Below are 15,103 nucleotides of genomic sequence, written 5' to 3' on the forward strand. Positions count from 1 at the left end.
GTTTCGGCTTTTTTTTTCGGGGAAAAGTGGGTCCGACCCCAAGAGCTGGCCCGGCAGATCGCGGAGGTCTGTCGAAGGCGGGGTGGGTCCGGTGGCAGGGGTGTCCGCGGCATGGATGCCGCGGCCAAGCTCCCATGGACGGGTTTACGGCGTCCCCTGCCACCGGACCCACCCCGCCTACCCACAGGAAGCCAGCTTTTGCTCTGGCTCTGGCCTTGGCTTCAAAGCCTCTGCAGGTGCAGGGCGCAGCCCTGCCGAACCACCCGAAACCCTTACTGGAGCAGCGAGCGCAGCATCCACGCGTATTTCTCGTGGGTCTGCAGGCGCTGGGTCATCAGATCCTCGGTCGGGGCGTCGTCAGCGTCGTCGGCCACATCCAGCACTTCACGTGCCGTACGGCATACCGCTTCGTTGGCGACCACCAACTGGCGTACCATTTCACGCCAGTCCGCACTGTCGGTCAGGCCCGGCTCCTCGACGATCGAGGTCAGCGCAGCAAATTCCCGGTAGGAGCCCGGGGCATTGAAGCCCAGTGCGCGGATGCGCTCGGCCACATCGTCCAGTGCCGCCCACTGCTCGGTGTACTGCGTCTCGAACATGGTGTGCAGCGAGTTGAACATCGACCCGGTGACATTCCAGTGGAAGTTGTGGGTCTTCAGATAGAGCGTGAACGCATCGGCCTGGAACCGCGCCAATCCGTCGGCGATCTTCTTGCGGTCGCCCTGGGTGATCCCGATATCGATGTTGGGGGCCGACGGCGCGGAAGCCGCAAGCTTCTGCTTGCCGGTCTTGGGCTTGGTCGTGCTCTTGGTCTTCGCCATGGGGTTCCTCCTTGTGGAATCGTTGGCCTTCACAGTAAATCAGTCGTGATGACTGGTCGCATTCAAAGTTTTAAACGAACCGATTGATGAACGCTATCGACAAAATGCCGCAGTCCCGCCAGCGCCAACAGCGTGCCGCCATCGACGGCGCCATGAGCCGCGACCGTGGACGATTGCTGGGAATGCTCTCGCGTTGCCAGGCCAAGCCACAGGATGCGGCGTTGGCCGCCAGTTTCGAGCAGGCCTTGCAGGTTTCGGTGCAGCGCCGGCAGGCGCGGGCGCAACAACAGCCGGCCATTACTCTGGACCCACAGCTGCCGATTGCGCGTGAAGCCGAGACCATCACCCAGTTGATCCGCGACCATCAGGTGGTGGTGATCGCCGGTGAAACCGGCTCGGGCAAGACCACCCAGCTACCGAAACTGTGCCTGGCCGCCGGCCGTGGCCAGGCCGGCATGATCGGCTGCACGCAGCCGCGCCGGATCGCCGCACGTGCGGTGGCCAGCCGTGTCGCGCAGGAACTGCAGAGTGAACTGGGCCAGCTGGTGGGCTACCAGGTGCGCTTCAACGACAAGGTCGGCGAAGACACCCGCATCAAGTTCATGACCGACGGCATCCTGCTGGCCGAAATCGCCAGTGATCGCTGGCTGTCGAACTACGACACGATCATCGTCGACGAAGCGCACGAACGCAGCCTCAACATCGACTTCCTGCTTGGCTATCTCAAGCAGCTGCTGCGCAAGCGCCCGGACCTGAAGCTGATCGTCACTTCGGCGACCATCGACACCGAGCGCTTCGCCCAGCATTTCGACAATGCGCCGGTGATCAGCGTCGAAGGCCGTACCTATCCGGTGGAGGTGCGCTATCGCGCGCTGGAAGGCGAGGGCGAAGACCAGGGCGAACGCACGGTCAACGATGCGATCGTTGCGGCCATCGACGAAATCACCCGCCTGGATTCCCGTGGCGACGTGCTGATCTTCCTGCCGGGCGAGCGTGAGATCCGCGATGCACACCAGTCACTGGAGCGGCGCAAGTACCGCAATACCGAAGTGCTGCCGCTGTACGCGCGGCTGTCCAACCAGGATCAGGACCGGGTGTTCAACCCCGGCCCGAACCGGCGCATCGTGCTGGCCACCAATGTGGCCGAGACCTCGTTGACGGTGCCGCGCATCCGTTATGTGGTCGACCCCGGTTTCGCCCGCGTCAAGCGTTACAGCCCGCGCAACAAGCTGGACCGGCTGCACATCGAGCCGATCTCGCAGGCCAGTGCCAACCAGCGCAAGGGCCGCTGTGGCCGCGTGGCCGAGGGCATCTGCTATCGCCTGTATGCCGAGGCCGATTTCCAGGCGCGGGCGGAGTTCACCGATCCGGAAATCCGTCGTTCCAGCCTGGCCGGGGTGATCCTGCGCATGCTGCAGCTTGGCCTGGGCCGCATCGAGGACTTCCCGTTCCTTGAGGCGCCGGATGAGCGGGCCGTCGCTGACGGTTGGCAGCATCTGACCGAGCTGGGGGCGATCGACAGCGAACGCCACCTGACCGCGATCGGCAAGCAGATGGCGCGCCTGCCGGTGGACGTGAAACTGGCGCGCATGCTGGTGGCGGCGCAGGCCGCGGGCTGCCTGCGACCGATGCTGGTGATCGCCTCGTTCCTGGGCATTCAGGATCCGCGCGAGCGGCCGCCCGAGGCGCGTGGCGCCGCCGACAACGCACACGCGCAGTTCGCCGATGGCCGCTCCGAGTTCGTCGGTGTGCTGCGCCTGTGGGATGCCTATCGCCAGTCCCATGAGGATCTGACCCAGTCCAAGCTGCGCGACTGGTGCGGCCGCCACTTCCTCGGCTTCCTGCGCATGCGTGAATGGCGCGAGCTGCATCGGCAGCTGCGCCTGCTGTGCGAGGAACTGGGCTGGAAGGAAGAGGCCCACGAAGCATCGATGGCACCGCTGCTGGCCGGCAGCAGTGCGCCGGCTCCGGCGCGCGATGATGCTGCTGCGGTGAAGGCGACCCGTGGCCAGCTGCACCGTGCCGCGCGCCTGGCCCGCGAGGGCAAGACCGAAACGGCGCCCGCGCCGGTCGCGGCCCGTGCGCAGAAGGACCAGGCGCCCGACGGCGGTGGTTACAGCGAACGCGTTCGCGCCACGGCTTACCAGACCCTGCATCGGGCGTTGGTGGCGGGCCTGCCCACGCAGATCGGCCATCGCAGCGAGAAGGGTGATTTCCAGGCGCCGCGCCAACGCCGTTTCCTGCCGTTCCCCGGTTCGACGCTGTCCAAGCGGCCGCCACCGTGGCTGCTGGCTGCCAACCTGCTGGATACGCAGAAGGTGTGGGGCATGACCCTGGCGGCGATCGAGCCGGACTGGGTGATTGCCGAACTGCCGCACCTGCTGCTGCGCAAGCACTTCGACCCGCACTGGTCACGTGCGCAGGGCCAGGTGCTGGCCTCCGAGCAGATCAGCCTGTTCGGGCTGGTGCTGGCGCCGAAGAAGCCGGTGCATTACGGCCGCATCAACGCCGGCGAGGCGCATGACATCTTCGTGCGGCAGGCACTGGTGACCGGTGAGATCAACACCCGCGCCAGCTTCGTGGCCGACAACCAGAAGGTGCTGGAGCAGGCGCGCGAGGAAGAAGCCAAGCTGCGCCGTGCCGGCATTGTTGCCGACGAGGACTGGCAGGCACGCTGGTACCTGGACCGGGTGCCGCCGCAGATCCATTCCGCGTCCGGGCTGGATGCGTGGTGGAAGGCGCTGCCGCCGGAACAGCGCAAGGGCCTGCACTGGTCGTTGATGGATCTGCTGCCGGGCGAAGGCAGCGAGCAGGAGCGCTACCCGAAGTACCTGGCGCTGGGCCAGGCGCGGTTGCCGCTGCACTACCGCTTCGAACCGGGGGCCGAAGATGACGGCGTGACCCTGGACGTGCCGCTGCATCTGCTCAATGCACTGGATGCAGTGCAGTTGGGGTGGCTGGCGCCGGGTTTCGTTGCCGACAAGGCGGCGGCCTTGATCCGCAGCCTGCCCAAGGCGATGCGGCGCAACTACGTGCCGGCACCGGATTTCGCGCGCGCGTTCTACGAGGCTTTCCCGCAGCCCAGCGCCGATGCGATCACCGGCGAGCTGGCGCGCTTCCTGTCCCGTGCAACCGGGGCAACCGTGGCCGCTACCGATTTCGAGCCCGGTTCAATCGAGCCGCACCTGCACATGAACCTGCGCCTGCGCGATGAGCAGGGCAAGGTGCTGGCAACCTCGCGCGACCTCGATGTGCTGCGTGCGAAGTTCGGCGGCCGTGCCGGCGATGCGTTCGCCGCACGAGCCGGGCGCGAGATGGCGGCCGATGGCCTGCGCACGTTCCCGGCCTCGCCGATTCTGCTGCAGGTACCGGGCGAGGCCGGCGTGCCGGCCTATCCCGCGCTGAAGGATGAGGGTGACAGCGTTGCACTGCGCATCTTTGCTGATCGCCAACAGGCCGAGGAAGCACACCCGCTGGGCGTGCGTCGACTGCTGGAGATCGGCCTGGGCGAGAAGATCAAGCAGGCACGCAAGCAGTTGCCGGTAGCAGCGAAAACCGGCCTGTTGTACGCCTCGATCGAAACCCAGGAACGCCTGCGTGGCGATCTGGTCGATGCAGCGATGAATGCCGTGCTGGCCGACGGCCTGGGCGATATCCGCGATGCGGCGGCGTTCGAGCAGCGTCGCGAACACGCCGCAAAAACGCTGTTCGGCGAAGCCATGCAGCGGTTGAAGCTGGCCGAGACGATCCTTGCCCTGGTGGCCGAATTGAAGCCGATGCTGGAAGCACCGTTGATGGGCTGGGCGCGCGGCAATCTGGATGACATGGAAGCGCAGCTGGTTGGGCTGATCCATCCCGGCTTCCTGCGCGACACGCCGGCCGATGCCCTGGCGCAGTACCCGCGATACCTGAAAGCGATGATCCTGCGCACCGAACGCGCCAAGCGCGATCCCCCGCGTGACCAGGCGCGCATGCTGGAACTGCACCCGTTCCTGGAGGCATTGCAGGTGGGCGAGCAGCAGGGCCTGCGCGAGCGGCCGCAGTGGCAGGCCTTGCGCTGGGATCTGGAGGAGCTGAGGGTTTCGTTGTTCGCGCAGGAGCTGGGCGCACGCACCGGCGTTTCGGCGAAGAAACTGGCACAGCGGGTGACCGCACTGCGCCAGGCCTCATAATCCCTGGGCTGGCCCCGCCGGGCACTCGCCGGCGGGGTCAAGCGGAATGGTATCCACGCATGGCGTGGATCTACTGCGGGACGTGGCGCAGCAGGTTGCCGCCGAGCATGGTCTCGGCGGTACCGGCTGGCAGCGCCGTTACTTGGTGCGGCGCACCTTGGGCTGGGTGTTCACGCCTTCGACCTTCAGGTACCACACGCCCATCACCCCGGGGCTGATGCTGACCTTCGGCGACTGCTTGCGTACACCGGAAATCGAGGTGGCATCGGTCTGTTCCCACTGCTGGCCATTGTCCAGCACGTAGATCCGGCCCTTGCCGAAACCGCGGAACTCGCCCTGCAGCACGCCGCTGATCGGCTCGTTGCTGCCGAAATCGAAGAAGCCGCGGTTCTTCACGATCACTTCCTGACGGCCTTCCTCGCGCGCTTCTTCGCGCACCGCAGCGACGGCCTCGGTGGTGGCGGCTTCAACTTTGCCCTGCAGCCAGCGGTTCAGCGTGGCCAGCTCGGCGGCATTGAGCTTGTCCAGGCCTGCGGCCTTGAATTCGGCCGGTGACATCTGCTGCTGCAGGTCACCCTGCACCACGCGCTGGGCCAGCGCAGGCGCCGACAGGGACAGCAGCACGGCGGCACAGGCCAGCAGGCGAGGGCGGAAAGGCAGGGTGATCGAAGGCATGGCGGAACTCTCCCGTGGATGTCGGCGAGTGTAGCGGCATGTCCACATTCCCGGCGATGCTGGCCGCGGCGATTGTTCCTGAACGGCTGCGGCGCTAGTGTAGGGGCTTCTGTCTTGCCTGCTCGATGCTGTGAACCGCGCTTCCGTCCCCGGCCTGGATGCCTTGTTGAACCGCCCCTCGGCAGCCGTGCTGCCGGCTCCGCTGCGCCAGGCCCTGCGCGGGTATTGGGAAGCGCCCGACTGCGACCCGCAGATGCGTGCCAGCTGGTCGGTGCTGGGCGATACCCTGGACGCGCTGGCGATGCTCTCGGCAGACGAGGGCGCCGTGGTGGCGGCCCTGCTGTTCGATCTGCCGGGCCTGCGCGTCCATCTCGACGCACTGCCGCTGGGCAGCCACAAAGCGGCGGTGATCGGCCTGCTTGATGGACAGGATGCGGCCGATCCCGTCTGGGCACTGCATGCCGGTCGCGAGGCCGGCCGCAACAGCGAAGGCCTGCGCCGGTTGCTGCTGGCGATCATCCGCGACCTGCGGGTGGTACCGATCCTGCTGGCCCGGCAGCTGGCGCGCATGCGCGCGGCCGACAAGCTCGATGAGGAGCAGCGCCGCGCGCTGGCCCAGTTGACCCGCGACATCCATGCGCCGCTGGCCAACCGGCTCGGTATCTGGCAGTTGAAGTGGGAACTGGAAGACCTGGCCTTCCGTCACCTGGAGCCGGACACCTACCGGCGCATCGCGCGTGAGGTCGACGAAACCCGCATCGCCCGCGAGCGCTACGTCGAGAATGTGAAAAAGGTGCTGTCGCGCGAACTGGGCGTGCAGGGCATCCGCGCCGAGGTCAGTGGCCGGCCCAAGCACATCTACAGCATCTGGCGGAAGATGCAGAAGAAGCGCCTGGCCTTCGACCAGCTGTATGACATCCGTGCGGTACGGGTGATGGTCGACGACGTCGCCGCCTGCTACGCCGCGCTCGGCGTGGTGCATGCGCTGTGGGCACCGGTGCCGAGCGAGTTCGACGATTACATCGCCCGGCCCAAGGCCAACGATTACCGCTCGCTGCACACGGCGGTGGTTGGCCCGGAAGGGCGCACCATTGAAGTGCAGATCCGCACCCACGACATGCACGCGCAGGCCGAGCTGGGCGTGGCCGCGCACTGGAAGTACAAGGAAGGCGGCAAGGGCGCGGAGAAGTCGTTCGATCGCAAGATCACCTGGATGCGGCAGCTGCTGGAGCAGGCGCAGGACGGGCAGGGCAATGAACTGGCCGGGGCGCTTGATGCCGAGCTGACCGAAGACCGTGTCTACGCGCTGACCCCGAAGGACGAGGTGCTGGACCTGCCGCAGGGCGCAACACCGCTGGATTTTGCCTACCAGGTGCACACCATGGTCGGGCACCGCTGCCGTGGGGCCAAGGTCAACGGCCGCATCGTGCCGTTGACCTACCGCCTGCGCAGCGGGGATCGCGTCGAGATCCTCACCGGCAAGGAGGCCGACCCGCGCCGCGACTGGCTGATGCCGGCCAACGGCTTCCTGGCCAGCAACCGCTCGCGCGAGAAGGTGCGCAGCTGGTTCCACAAGCTGGACCGTGCGCGCAACGTGCAGGCGGGGCGCGAGCTGCTGGAGCGCGAACTGAAGCGGCTGGGCCTGCAGCATTCGGACCTGTCCGCAGCGGCGAAGAAGTTCCACGCCGACAGCGTCGACGACCTGTACATCCAGGTGGCCCTGGGCGATACCGGCCCCAACCAGGTCAGCCGTTCGCTGCTGGAGGCCGAGCGTGCGGCCAGCCAGCCGGCGCCGACGTCGGCCTTGCCGCGGCCGACCGCGCGCCGCGAGAACCTGGGCAAGTCCAAGTTCACCGTACAGGGCGTGGGCAACCTGCTGGTGCAGCTGGCGCGTTGCTGCCAGCCGGTGGCGGGTGAACCGATTGTCGGCTACCTGACCCGTAGCCGTGGTGTCACGGTACATCGTGCAGACTGCGTGGCACTGGCACGGCTGGCTGCGACCAGCCCGCAGCGGATCCTGCCGGTGGAATGGGGCCAGGCCGGCGGTGGCTATGAAGTGGACGTGGTGGTCGACGCGGTCGACCGCCGCTGGTTGCTGAAGGACATCACCAACCTGATCGCACAGGAAGACGCCTACGTGCTGGACATCCACAGCGACAACGTCCGCAATAGTGGCCGCGCGCATCTGCGCCTGCGGTTGAAGGTCAGCGACTACGGCCAGTTGTCGAATCTGCTGGGCAAGCTCGATGCGTTGCCGGGCGTGAGCGAGGCGCGTCGTCTGGGCTGAGCTTCACGCTGCCCCGGCTACCCTGCACGCATGGAACGCGAGCCCCCGCATCGCTCACACGGCGCCGCACATCCGGCGCTGGATCGCGTTCGCCGTGAAAGCCGCTGGTGGTGGCTGCAGGCGCGCCATGCACGACGGGTGTGGCGTTGGGCACTGCTGGCTGCCGCAGCCGTGTTCGTGCTGCTGGTACTGGTGCGCAAACCGCTGGCGGACTGGTTCTGGGATGAGCCACAGATAGAACAGCTGCTGGCCGAGGGCGATCGCGCACTGAGCGAAGGACGCCTGACCGCGGCCGACGGCAGCGGCGCGCGAGAACGCTACCAGGCGGTGCTGGCCCTTGATGGCGACCGCCCGCAGGCGCGACAGGGCCTGGCCCGCACCGGCGCGGCAGCGTTGCAGCAGTCGCGTGAACGACTGCAGGCGGGCGACCTGGACGGCTGCGCGCAGGCGCTGGCGTTGGCACGTGAGCTGCAGGTGCCGCGCGCCGAGGCAGATGCGGTGGCCCAGCAGCTGCAGGCGCGTCGTCGTGCCGGCGCTGGCATCGGCGCCTTGCTTGCGCAGGCCCGCAATGCCTTTGCAGCGGGGCGGCTGGACGACGGCGACAGCAGCGCGCTGCCGTTGTTCCAGCGCGTGCTGGCACTGCAGCCGGACAACCTGCCTGCACTGGAGGGGCGCGAGGATGCATTGAGCGATCTGCTGCAGCAGGCGCGTGCACAGGCGGGGCGCGGCGAACTGGCTACGGCGGCAGCGATCCTGCAGCGCGCACGCCAGTTCGATCCAGGTCATTCCGAACTTCCTGCCAGCCAGGAAGCGCTGGCCCGTGCAATCGACCAGCGCCTGCAGCAGGGGCAGCGCGCGCTCAAACGGCAGCAGCTCGAGACGGCTGCCGATAGCTTCCAGGCCGTGCTGGCAGTCACCGCCGACGATCCCACGGCATTGCGTGGGCGCGAGCAGGTCGTGCAGGCGTTGCTGGCGCGCAGCCAGAAGCGGGCCGACGACTTCCAGTTCGAGGCGGCCGACAAGGACGCTGCGCTGGCCGCGGGGCTGGGTGCCTCGCAGGCAGCGCAGCAGCTGCTGGCACAGCGCCTGCAGCGTGCGCGCCAGGCGCGGCAGTCATTGCAGCAGCCGGGCATCAGCGCGGCCCAGCGTGAGCGCCAGCTGCGTGATCGGTTGCGCCAGATCGACCGCGCCGAGCGCGCCGGACAGTGGATCAGCCCTCCAGGTCACAGCGCCTTCGATGCGCTGCGCGAAGCGCAGGCACTGGCGCCGCGCGACAGCCGGGTCAAGGCAGCGGCAGCGCGTCTGCTGCCCGCCAGCCGGTCCTGTTTTGATGACAACCTGCGGCAGAACCGGGTGCAGGCTGCGGGCGCCTGCCTGCAGGCCTGGCAGACCCTGGCGCCGACCGCCACAGGGTTGCCCGATGCGCGTGCCCGCCTGGCACAACGCTGGCTGGCGATCGGCAGCGAACGGCTGGGTCGCGGTGATGTGGAGTTTGCCGCCTCGGCCGTAGAGCAGGTGCGGCGGCTGCAACCGGATCTGGCCGAGCTTCCCGCGTTCGAGGACCGCCTGCGGCACGCAGGCGGTCACATCGACTGATCGAAGAACACCCGCTGCACGGTTGCCGATGCGGCATCCAGCGAGAAATGCTCGGCCACGTTGGCCAGGCCGGCTGCTGCCAGCTGCTGCCACAGCACAGGGTCCTGGTACAGGCGGACCACCGCATCGGCAAAGCCGGTTGCATCGTCGGCCACCAGTACATCCTGGCCGGCGCGCAGGTGCATGCCTTCCACCGCGCAGGTGGTGCCGACCACGGGCTGGCCATGAGCCATGCTCAGGTTGATCTTGCCCTTCACGCCGGCGCCGAAACGCAGCGGCGCGATGGCGATGCGGGCACCGTCCATGTACGGAACGATGTCTTCGACGAAGCCATGCATCACCACGCCCGGCTGGGTAGCAGCCAGGTCAAGCAGCGTGTCCGGTGCGCCGGCACCGATGCAATGCAGGCGCACCTGCGGCAGTGCTGCGCGGATGTGCGGGAACACGTCGCCGATGAACCACTCCATCGCGTCCAGGTTCGGCGGATGGCGGAAGCCGCCAACGAACACCAGGTCGTGGCGCTGTGCGAACGGCGCGCCGGTGCCGGCGACTTCATGCAGGTTGGAAATCAGTTCCACCCGGACCTGGGGGGCATCAGCCTGCAGCTGTTCGCGCTCGGCGGCGCTGACCAGCACGGTGATGTCGCACCGGTCCATTACTGCCAGTTCGCTGGCGCGGGTGCGTTCGGCGTTGCGCAGCAGGCCAGCATCGCCGGCCACTTCCGCACCCCGGCGTTCGCGCAGGTAGTGCAGGTCGACGGTGTCGAACACGGTGCGCGCCTGCGGTGCATAGCGTTCAAGCAGCGGCAGGCATTCGTTGGCGACATGATGGCGCACCATCATCACCACGTTGAAACGGGTGCCGTGGCTGCGCAGCCAGCCTGCGACACCGTCCAGGAAGGGCGCATACCAGACTTCCACGCCCATCCGCTGCAGGGCTTCGGTCGCCACACCGCCGTGTTCGCGCCGGGTGGGCACGAACACCACGTGGGCGCCGCCCTGCAGCAGCAGGCGGATCAGGTTGACCTGGCGCAGCGAGCCGGAGTCGCGCTCCGGGCGCGGTACTTCCTCATCGAGGATCAGCACCTGGCGGCGGCCGCGCAGCAGCAGCGCCGGCGACGGTACCTCGCCGACCTTTGGATGGGAGGCCAGTTCAGCGGCCCATCTGGCTGCGAAAATTCCCTGGTTGCGTACCTGGTAGGCCTTCACACCGCTGCCGGTATCGGTGCCGTTGCTGGTGCCTTCATCGTGGATCACCCGGCTGGCCGGTTGCACCAGTACCCGCAGGCCCTGCGCACGCACGCGGAAGGCCAGGTCGGTGTCTTCGTAGTAGGCGGGCTTGTAGCGGGTGTCGAAGCCGCCCAGCTGCTGCCACAGGGCACGTGGCAGCATCAGCGCGGCGCCGGAGCAGTAGTCGACGTCGCGCAGGCTGGCAAAGCGCGGATCATCGGCCGCTTCGAAACGGCCGTAGCTCCAGCCGCTGCCATCGCTGAAGATCACCCCGCCCGATTCCTGCAGGCGGCCGTCGGGGTACAGCAGCTGGCTGCCGACCAGGCCGGCATCGGCGACGGTCGCAAAGGTGTCCAGCAATGCCTCCAGCCAGCCCGGCTGCGGCACGGTATCGTTGTTGAGCAGCACCACATAGCGGCCGCGCGTGCGCGACACGCCATCGTTGCAGGCCTCGATGAAACCACCGTTGTGCTCGCGGACTTCGTAGCGCAGGCCACTGATCTGCGGCATCCACTGCACCGTTGCGTCGCTGCTGCCGTCGTCCACCACCAGGATTTCGCAGGCCACCGACGGCGGGTGCGCGGCCAGGGCGCGCAGGCAGGCCAGGGTATGGTCGACGTGGTTGTAGACCGGAATGACGATGCTGACGTCCGGGGTATCGCTGGTGGGCACCGCAAAGGGAGCGAACGGTTGTGCCGGTGGCAGGTACAGCGGCTTGCGCGGTGCGGGCACCGCGCGCTGGGTGTGCACCCGTATCCGCTGCCAGGTGGCCCGCCAGCCGCGGGTACGCAGGCTGGCCAGGCTGCGGCGGGCCAAGCCGGTCAGGCGATTGATCAGGTAGCGGATTTCGGCCAGGGACATCGCCATCCGGTTGCAACTCCAGCTTAAGCAGGGGGGCCGGGAGAATTCGCCTGCCGCAGCGGCTGGGGTAGACTCGCCAGACCCTACATTGTCGCATTCCCGTGCCCCGACGCTACGATTCCGACGACATCGACGATTCCGACGACGACCTGCAGGACGATGGCAGCCCGCTCTGGCGCCGCCGACTGATCACCTGGACCATGGCGGCGGTCGCGTTGGGATTGGGTTTCCTGATCCCCTATACGCTGTACCTGAACCAGCAGGTGACGCAACGCTTCGGTGAACTGCGCTGGCAGATCCCGACGCGCGTCTATGCACGCCCGCTGGTGCTGATGCCCGGCAAGGCGATGGATGCGGCCACCCTGAAGACCGAACTGGCCGCCTCGGCCTATCGCGATGATGGCCAGGGCAAGGATCCGGCAACCTATGCGGTGCAGGGCGGGCGCTTCGTCATCTCCAGCCGCGGCTACAACGATGTCGATGGCCACGTTGCTGCGCGCCGGGTCGAGCTGTCGCTGTCCGGCGGCAGCATCGCCTCGCTGCGCGACGCCGACAGCCGCAAGGCGCTGAAGGCAGCCCGCATGGATCCTGCGCGCATTGCCACGCTGTATGGGCAGAAGCAGGAAGAACGCCGCCTGATCCGCATGAATGAGGCGCCGGACCTGTTGGTCACTGGCCTGCAGGCGGTCGAGGACAAGGACTTCAACCGCCATCACGGCATTGATCTGTCCGGCATCGCGCGCGCGGTCTGGGTGACTGTCCGCTCCGGTGGGCAGAGCCGCCAGGGCGCTTCCACCCTGACCCAGCAGCTGGCCCGCAGCGGCCTGCTGGGAATCGGCAAGGAACAGACCGTCACCCGCAAGTTCAACGAGGTGCTGTACGCGCTGATCATGGAAGCGCGCTATGACAAGCGCACCATCTTCGAGGCGTACCTCAACCAGGTGTATCTGGGCCAGCGCGGCAGCCAGGCGATCCACGGCATGTCCTCCGGTGCCGAGTTCTGGTTCGGCCGCGATCTCTCCTCGCTGGAAACCGAGCAGATCGCGCTGCTGATCGGCCTGGTCAAGGGACCGTCCTACTACGACCCGCGGCGCAATCCCGAGCGCGCGCTGGACCGTCGCAACTTCGTGCTGGGCAAACTGCACGAGGCGACCCTGATCGACGATGCCGAGTACCAGCGTGCGTTGAAAGCGCCGCTGGGCGTGCCCAAGACCCCGGGCCTGGTGGCAGCCAACCGTTTCCCGGCCTACGTTGACCTGGTGCGTCGCCAGCTTGCCCACGACTATCCGGAATCCGCCCTGCAGGGCGCTGGCCTGAGCGTGATGAGCGGCATGTCGCCGTCCGCGCAGGCTTATGCCGAAGGTGCGGTCACGCGCACCATCAAGTCGCTGGAAAGCAAGCGTCGCCCCGAGCTGCAGGCCGGCCTGGTGATGACCGACGTGCACAACGGTGACGTGGTGGCGGTGATCGGCAGCCGCGAAGTGTCCGAGGTCGGCTTCAACCGTGCCATCGAGGCGCAGCGCCCGGTCGGCTCGCTGCTCAAGCCATTCGTGTACCTGCTCGCACTGGCGCAGCCGGACCGCTATTCGCTGGCCAGTTGGGTCGATGATTCACCGGTGACGGTGCAGCTCAGCCGCGGCCGAAACTGGAACCCCGGCAATGCGGACAACCGCAGCCACGGCACCGTGCGCCTGATCGATGCGCTCGCCCACTCCTACAACCAGGCGACGGTACGGGTGGGCATGCAGGTCGGCCCGGAACGGGTGACGCAGCTGATCCACGTGCTGGCCGGCATCAAGGCCGAGGCGAACCCGGCGGTGATCCTCGGCTCGACCGACCAGAGCCCGTACGCGATGGCGCAGCTGTACCAGTTCCTGGCATCGGGCGGCGAGATCCAGCCGCTGCACGCGGTGCGTGGCGTCCTTGATCCGCAGGGCAAGCTGCTCAAGCGCTACGACAAGACCCCGGCACCGGCACAGGAAGGTGACTCGATTGCCGCCAACCTGATCAGCATCGGCCTGCAGCAGGTGGTGGCCAGTGGTACCGCGCAGCGTTTGAATGCCGATGGCCTGGGCCGCCTGCAGCCGGCCGGCAAGACCGGCACCACCAACGATGGCCGCGACAGCTGGTATGCCGGTTACACCGGCGATCACCTGGCGGTGATCTGGATGGGCAATGACCAGAACGAACAGGCCGGCCTGTATGGCGCCACCGGCGCGATGCGGGTGTGGTCGGGCATCTTCCAGCGCCTGCCGACGGCGCCGTTGAAGGTCAGCAACAAGGGCCTCGACTGGCAGCCGGTTGCGGCCACGGGAACCAACAGCACCGATGAAGGGTGCCCGGGTGCCCGCCGCTTCCCGTTCGTGGTGGGCTATGCGCCTGCGTATGAACCGTGCGCACCGGCGGCCTTGCCGGACGCGCAGGGCGGTGCGGAAGGCGAGGGCGGCGGCTGGCGCAGCTGGTTCGGCCTTGACCGTAAGCCCGAACCCGCCGCTGAACCTGCCGCAGCACCCGCTGCAGCGACTCCTCCTCCAAGCCGATGATGCCGATGACTATCCGTTCGCTGTTCCAGCCCCTGGTCCTGAGTGGCCTCAGCCTGGCCCTGGCGGCCTGCGTGAGCAGCGCGCCGCAGGTGGTCAAGCCGGTGGACACCACCACGCCCGCACAGCGGCTGGCAGCCGTGGAAGCCGCAGCCGGCCCGGATGACAAGGAACTGTCGGTGCAGCCACTGCGCGATTCCCAGGTTGAGGATCTGCGGCAGACGGCGCTGACCCAGCGCAAGGCCAATGATCTGGCTGGCGCGGCCGGCAGCCTGGACCAGGCGTTGCAGATCGTGGCCGGTGATCCGTCGGTATTGCAGGAACGCGCGGAACTGGCGCTGCTGCAGGGCCAGTGGGCGGAGGCGGAAACGTTCGCACGCAAGGCTGTGGATCTTGGCTCGAAGACGGGGCCGTTGTGCCGCCGGCACTGGGCGACGATCGAGCAGGCGCGCCTGGCGCGGGGCGAGAAGGAGAATGCGGTGTCCGCGCACGCGCAGATTGAAGGCTGCACGGTGCCGGGGATCAAGCGGTACTGAGTTTCCAGCCAACGGCGCAGCCCCTCGTGGCTGGCTGCCTGGTCGCGCAAAAGCCGCGCTGGCCGGGCAGGTTGGATTCGCGGGGGACGCCGTGAACCCATCCTTGGGGGCTTGGCCGCGGCATCCATGCCGCGGACACCCCCGCGAACCCAACCTGCCCGGCCTCTGACAGTTTCCGTGTGCGGCCAGCCACGGAAAAGAAAAAGAAAATCAATAGCGGGTCGCGCGCTGCGCGCACTCGCTGCGGGGTCGGATCCGTTTTCCGCAGGAGAACGGATCCGACCCCTTCCACTTTCTCCGTTACACCAACCGCATCTGCTCTGCCTTTGCATTCCGTTACCGGGAAACTGTCGAAGGCGGGGGGGCTGTGGGTTTGCGGGGTGTCC

The 15,103-nt window shown here is 67.5% G+C and carries 8 protein-coding genes; 5 read left to right on the forward strand and 3 right to left on the reverse strand.

Features of this window, described 5'->3' with window-relative positions; translation table 11 throughout:
- Positions 1-272: 272 nt before the first annotated feature.
- Entirely contained in the window at positions 273-821 is a 549-nt protein-coding gene (locus tag AC3WTC_RS10985) for a Dps family protein (protein WP_025879374.1), read from the reverse strand.
- Between the two features lie 86 nt (positions 822-907).
- Between AC3WTC_RS10985 and hrpA the strand changes: the two genes are divergently transcribed.
- A complete protein-coding gene (hrpA, locus tag AC3WTC_RS10990) occupies positions 908-4,993 on the forward strand; it encodes an ATP-dependent RNA helicase HrpA (RefSeq protein WP_492711418.1) in 4,086 nt (1,361 codons plus the stop codon).
- 138 nt (positions 4,994-5,131) lie between these two features.
- Here the strand turns inward: hrpA and AC3WTC_RS10995 are convergent, their stop codons facing one another.
- Positions 5,132-5,668 (reverse strand): hypothetical protein, encoded by a 537-nt coding sequence (locus tag AC3WTC_RS10995; protein ID WP_080150500.1) that lies wholly within the window; start codon positions 5,666-5,668, stop codon positions 5,132-5,134.
- 130 nt (positions 5,669-5,798) lie between these two features.
- On the opposite strand from AC3WTC_RS10995, the gene AC3WTC_RS11000 reads away from it, so the two are divergent.
- The gene (locus AC3WTC_RS11000) at positions 5,799-7,955 is read left to right on the forward strand and encodes a bifunctional (p)ppGpp synthetase/guanosine-3',5'-bis(diphosphate) 3'-pyrophosphohydrolase (RefSeq protein WP_492711419.1); all 2,157 of its coding nucleotides are present in this window, start codon (positions 5,799-5,801) and stop codon (positions 7,953-7,955) included.
- Between the two features lie 30 nt (positions 7,956-7,985).
- Positions 7,986-9,551, forward strand: coding sequence for a tetratricopeptide repeat protein (locus AC3WTC_RS11005; RefSeq protein ID WP_492711420.1), 1,566 nt, complete (start codon positions 7,986-7,988; stop codon positions 9,549-9,551).
- Here AC3WTC_RS11005 and AC3WTC_RS11010 read toward each other — a convergent pair.
- Positions 9,539-11,647, reverse strand: coding sequence for a glycosyltransferase (locus tag AC3WTC_RS11010; protein ID WP_492711421.1), 2,109 nt, complete (start codon positions 11,645-11,647; stop codon positions 9,539-9,541). The two genes, AC3WTC_RS11005 and AC3WTC_RS11010, sit on opposite strands and share 13 nt — an antisense overlap.
- A gap of 95 nt (positions 11,648-11,742) precedes the next feature.
- Between AC3WTC_RS11010 and mrcB the strand changes: the two genes are divergently transcribed.
- Together mrcB and AC3WTC_RS11020 are read left to right on the forward strand one after the other, a co-directional pair.
- Positions 11,743-14,184: a penicillin-binding protein 1B gene (gene mrcB, locus AC3WTC_RS11015; protein ID WP_032974979.1), complete on the forward strand. Its 2,442-nt coding sequence runs from the start codon at positions 11,743-11,745 to the stop codon at positions 14,182-14,184.
- On the forward strand, positions 14,181-14,717 hold the full coding sequence (locus AC3WTC_RS11020; protein WP_080150494.1) for a hypothetical protein: 537 nt from the start codon (positions 14,181-14,183) through the stop codon (positions 14,715-14,717). The genes mrcB and AC3WTC_RS11020 overlap by 4 nt, the downstream gene beginning before the upstream one ends.
- Positions 14,718-15,103 lie beyond the last annotated feature (386 nt).

The organism is Stenotrophomonas sp. FW305-C-20-S1, assembly GCF_058783335.1.

Coding starts and splice junctions, on each gene's coding strand:
- hrpA (WP_492711418.1), top strand. CDS start 908: ATGAACGCTATCGACAAAATGCCGCAGTCCCGCCAGCGCCAACAGCGT.
- AC3WTC_RS11005 (WP_492711420.1), top strand. CDS start 7,986: ATGGAACGCGAGCCCCCGCATCGCTCACACGGCGCCGCACATCCGGCG.
- AC3WTC_RS11020 (WP_080150494.1), top strand. CDS start 14,181: ATGATGCCGATGACTATCCGTTCGCTGTTCCAGCCCCTGGTCCTGAGT.
- AC3WTC_RS11010 (WP_492711421.1), bottom strand. CDS start 11,647: ATGGCGATGTCCCTGGCCGAAATCCGCTACCTGATCAATCGCCTGACC.
- AC3WTC_RS10995 (WP_080150500.1), bottom strand. CDS start 5,668: ATGCCTTCGATCACCCTGCCTTTCCGCCCTCGCCTGCTGGCCTGTGCC.
- AC3WTC_RS10985 (WP_025879374.1), bottom strand. CDS start 821: ATGGCGAAGACCAAGAGCACGACCAAGCCCAAGACCGGCAAGCAGAAG.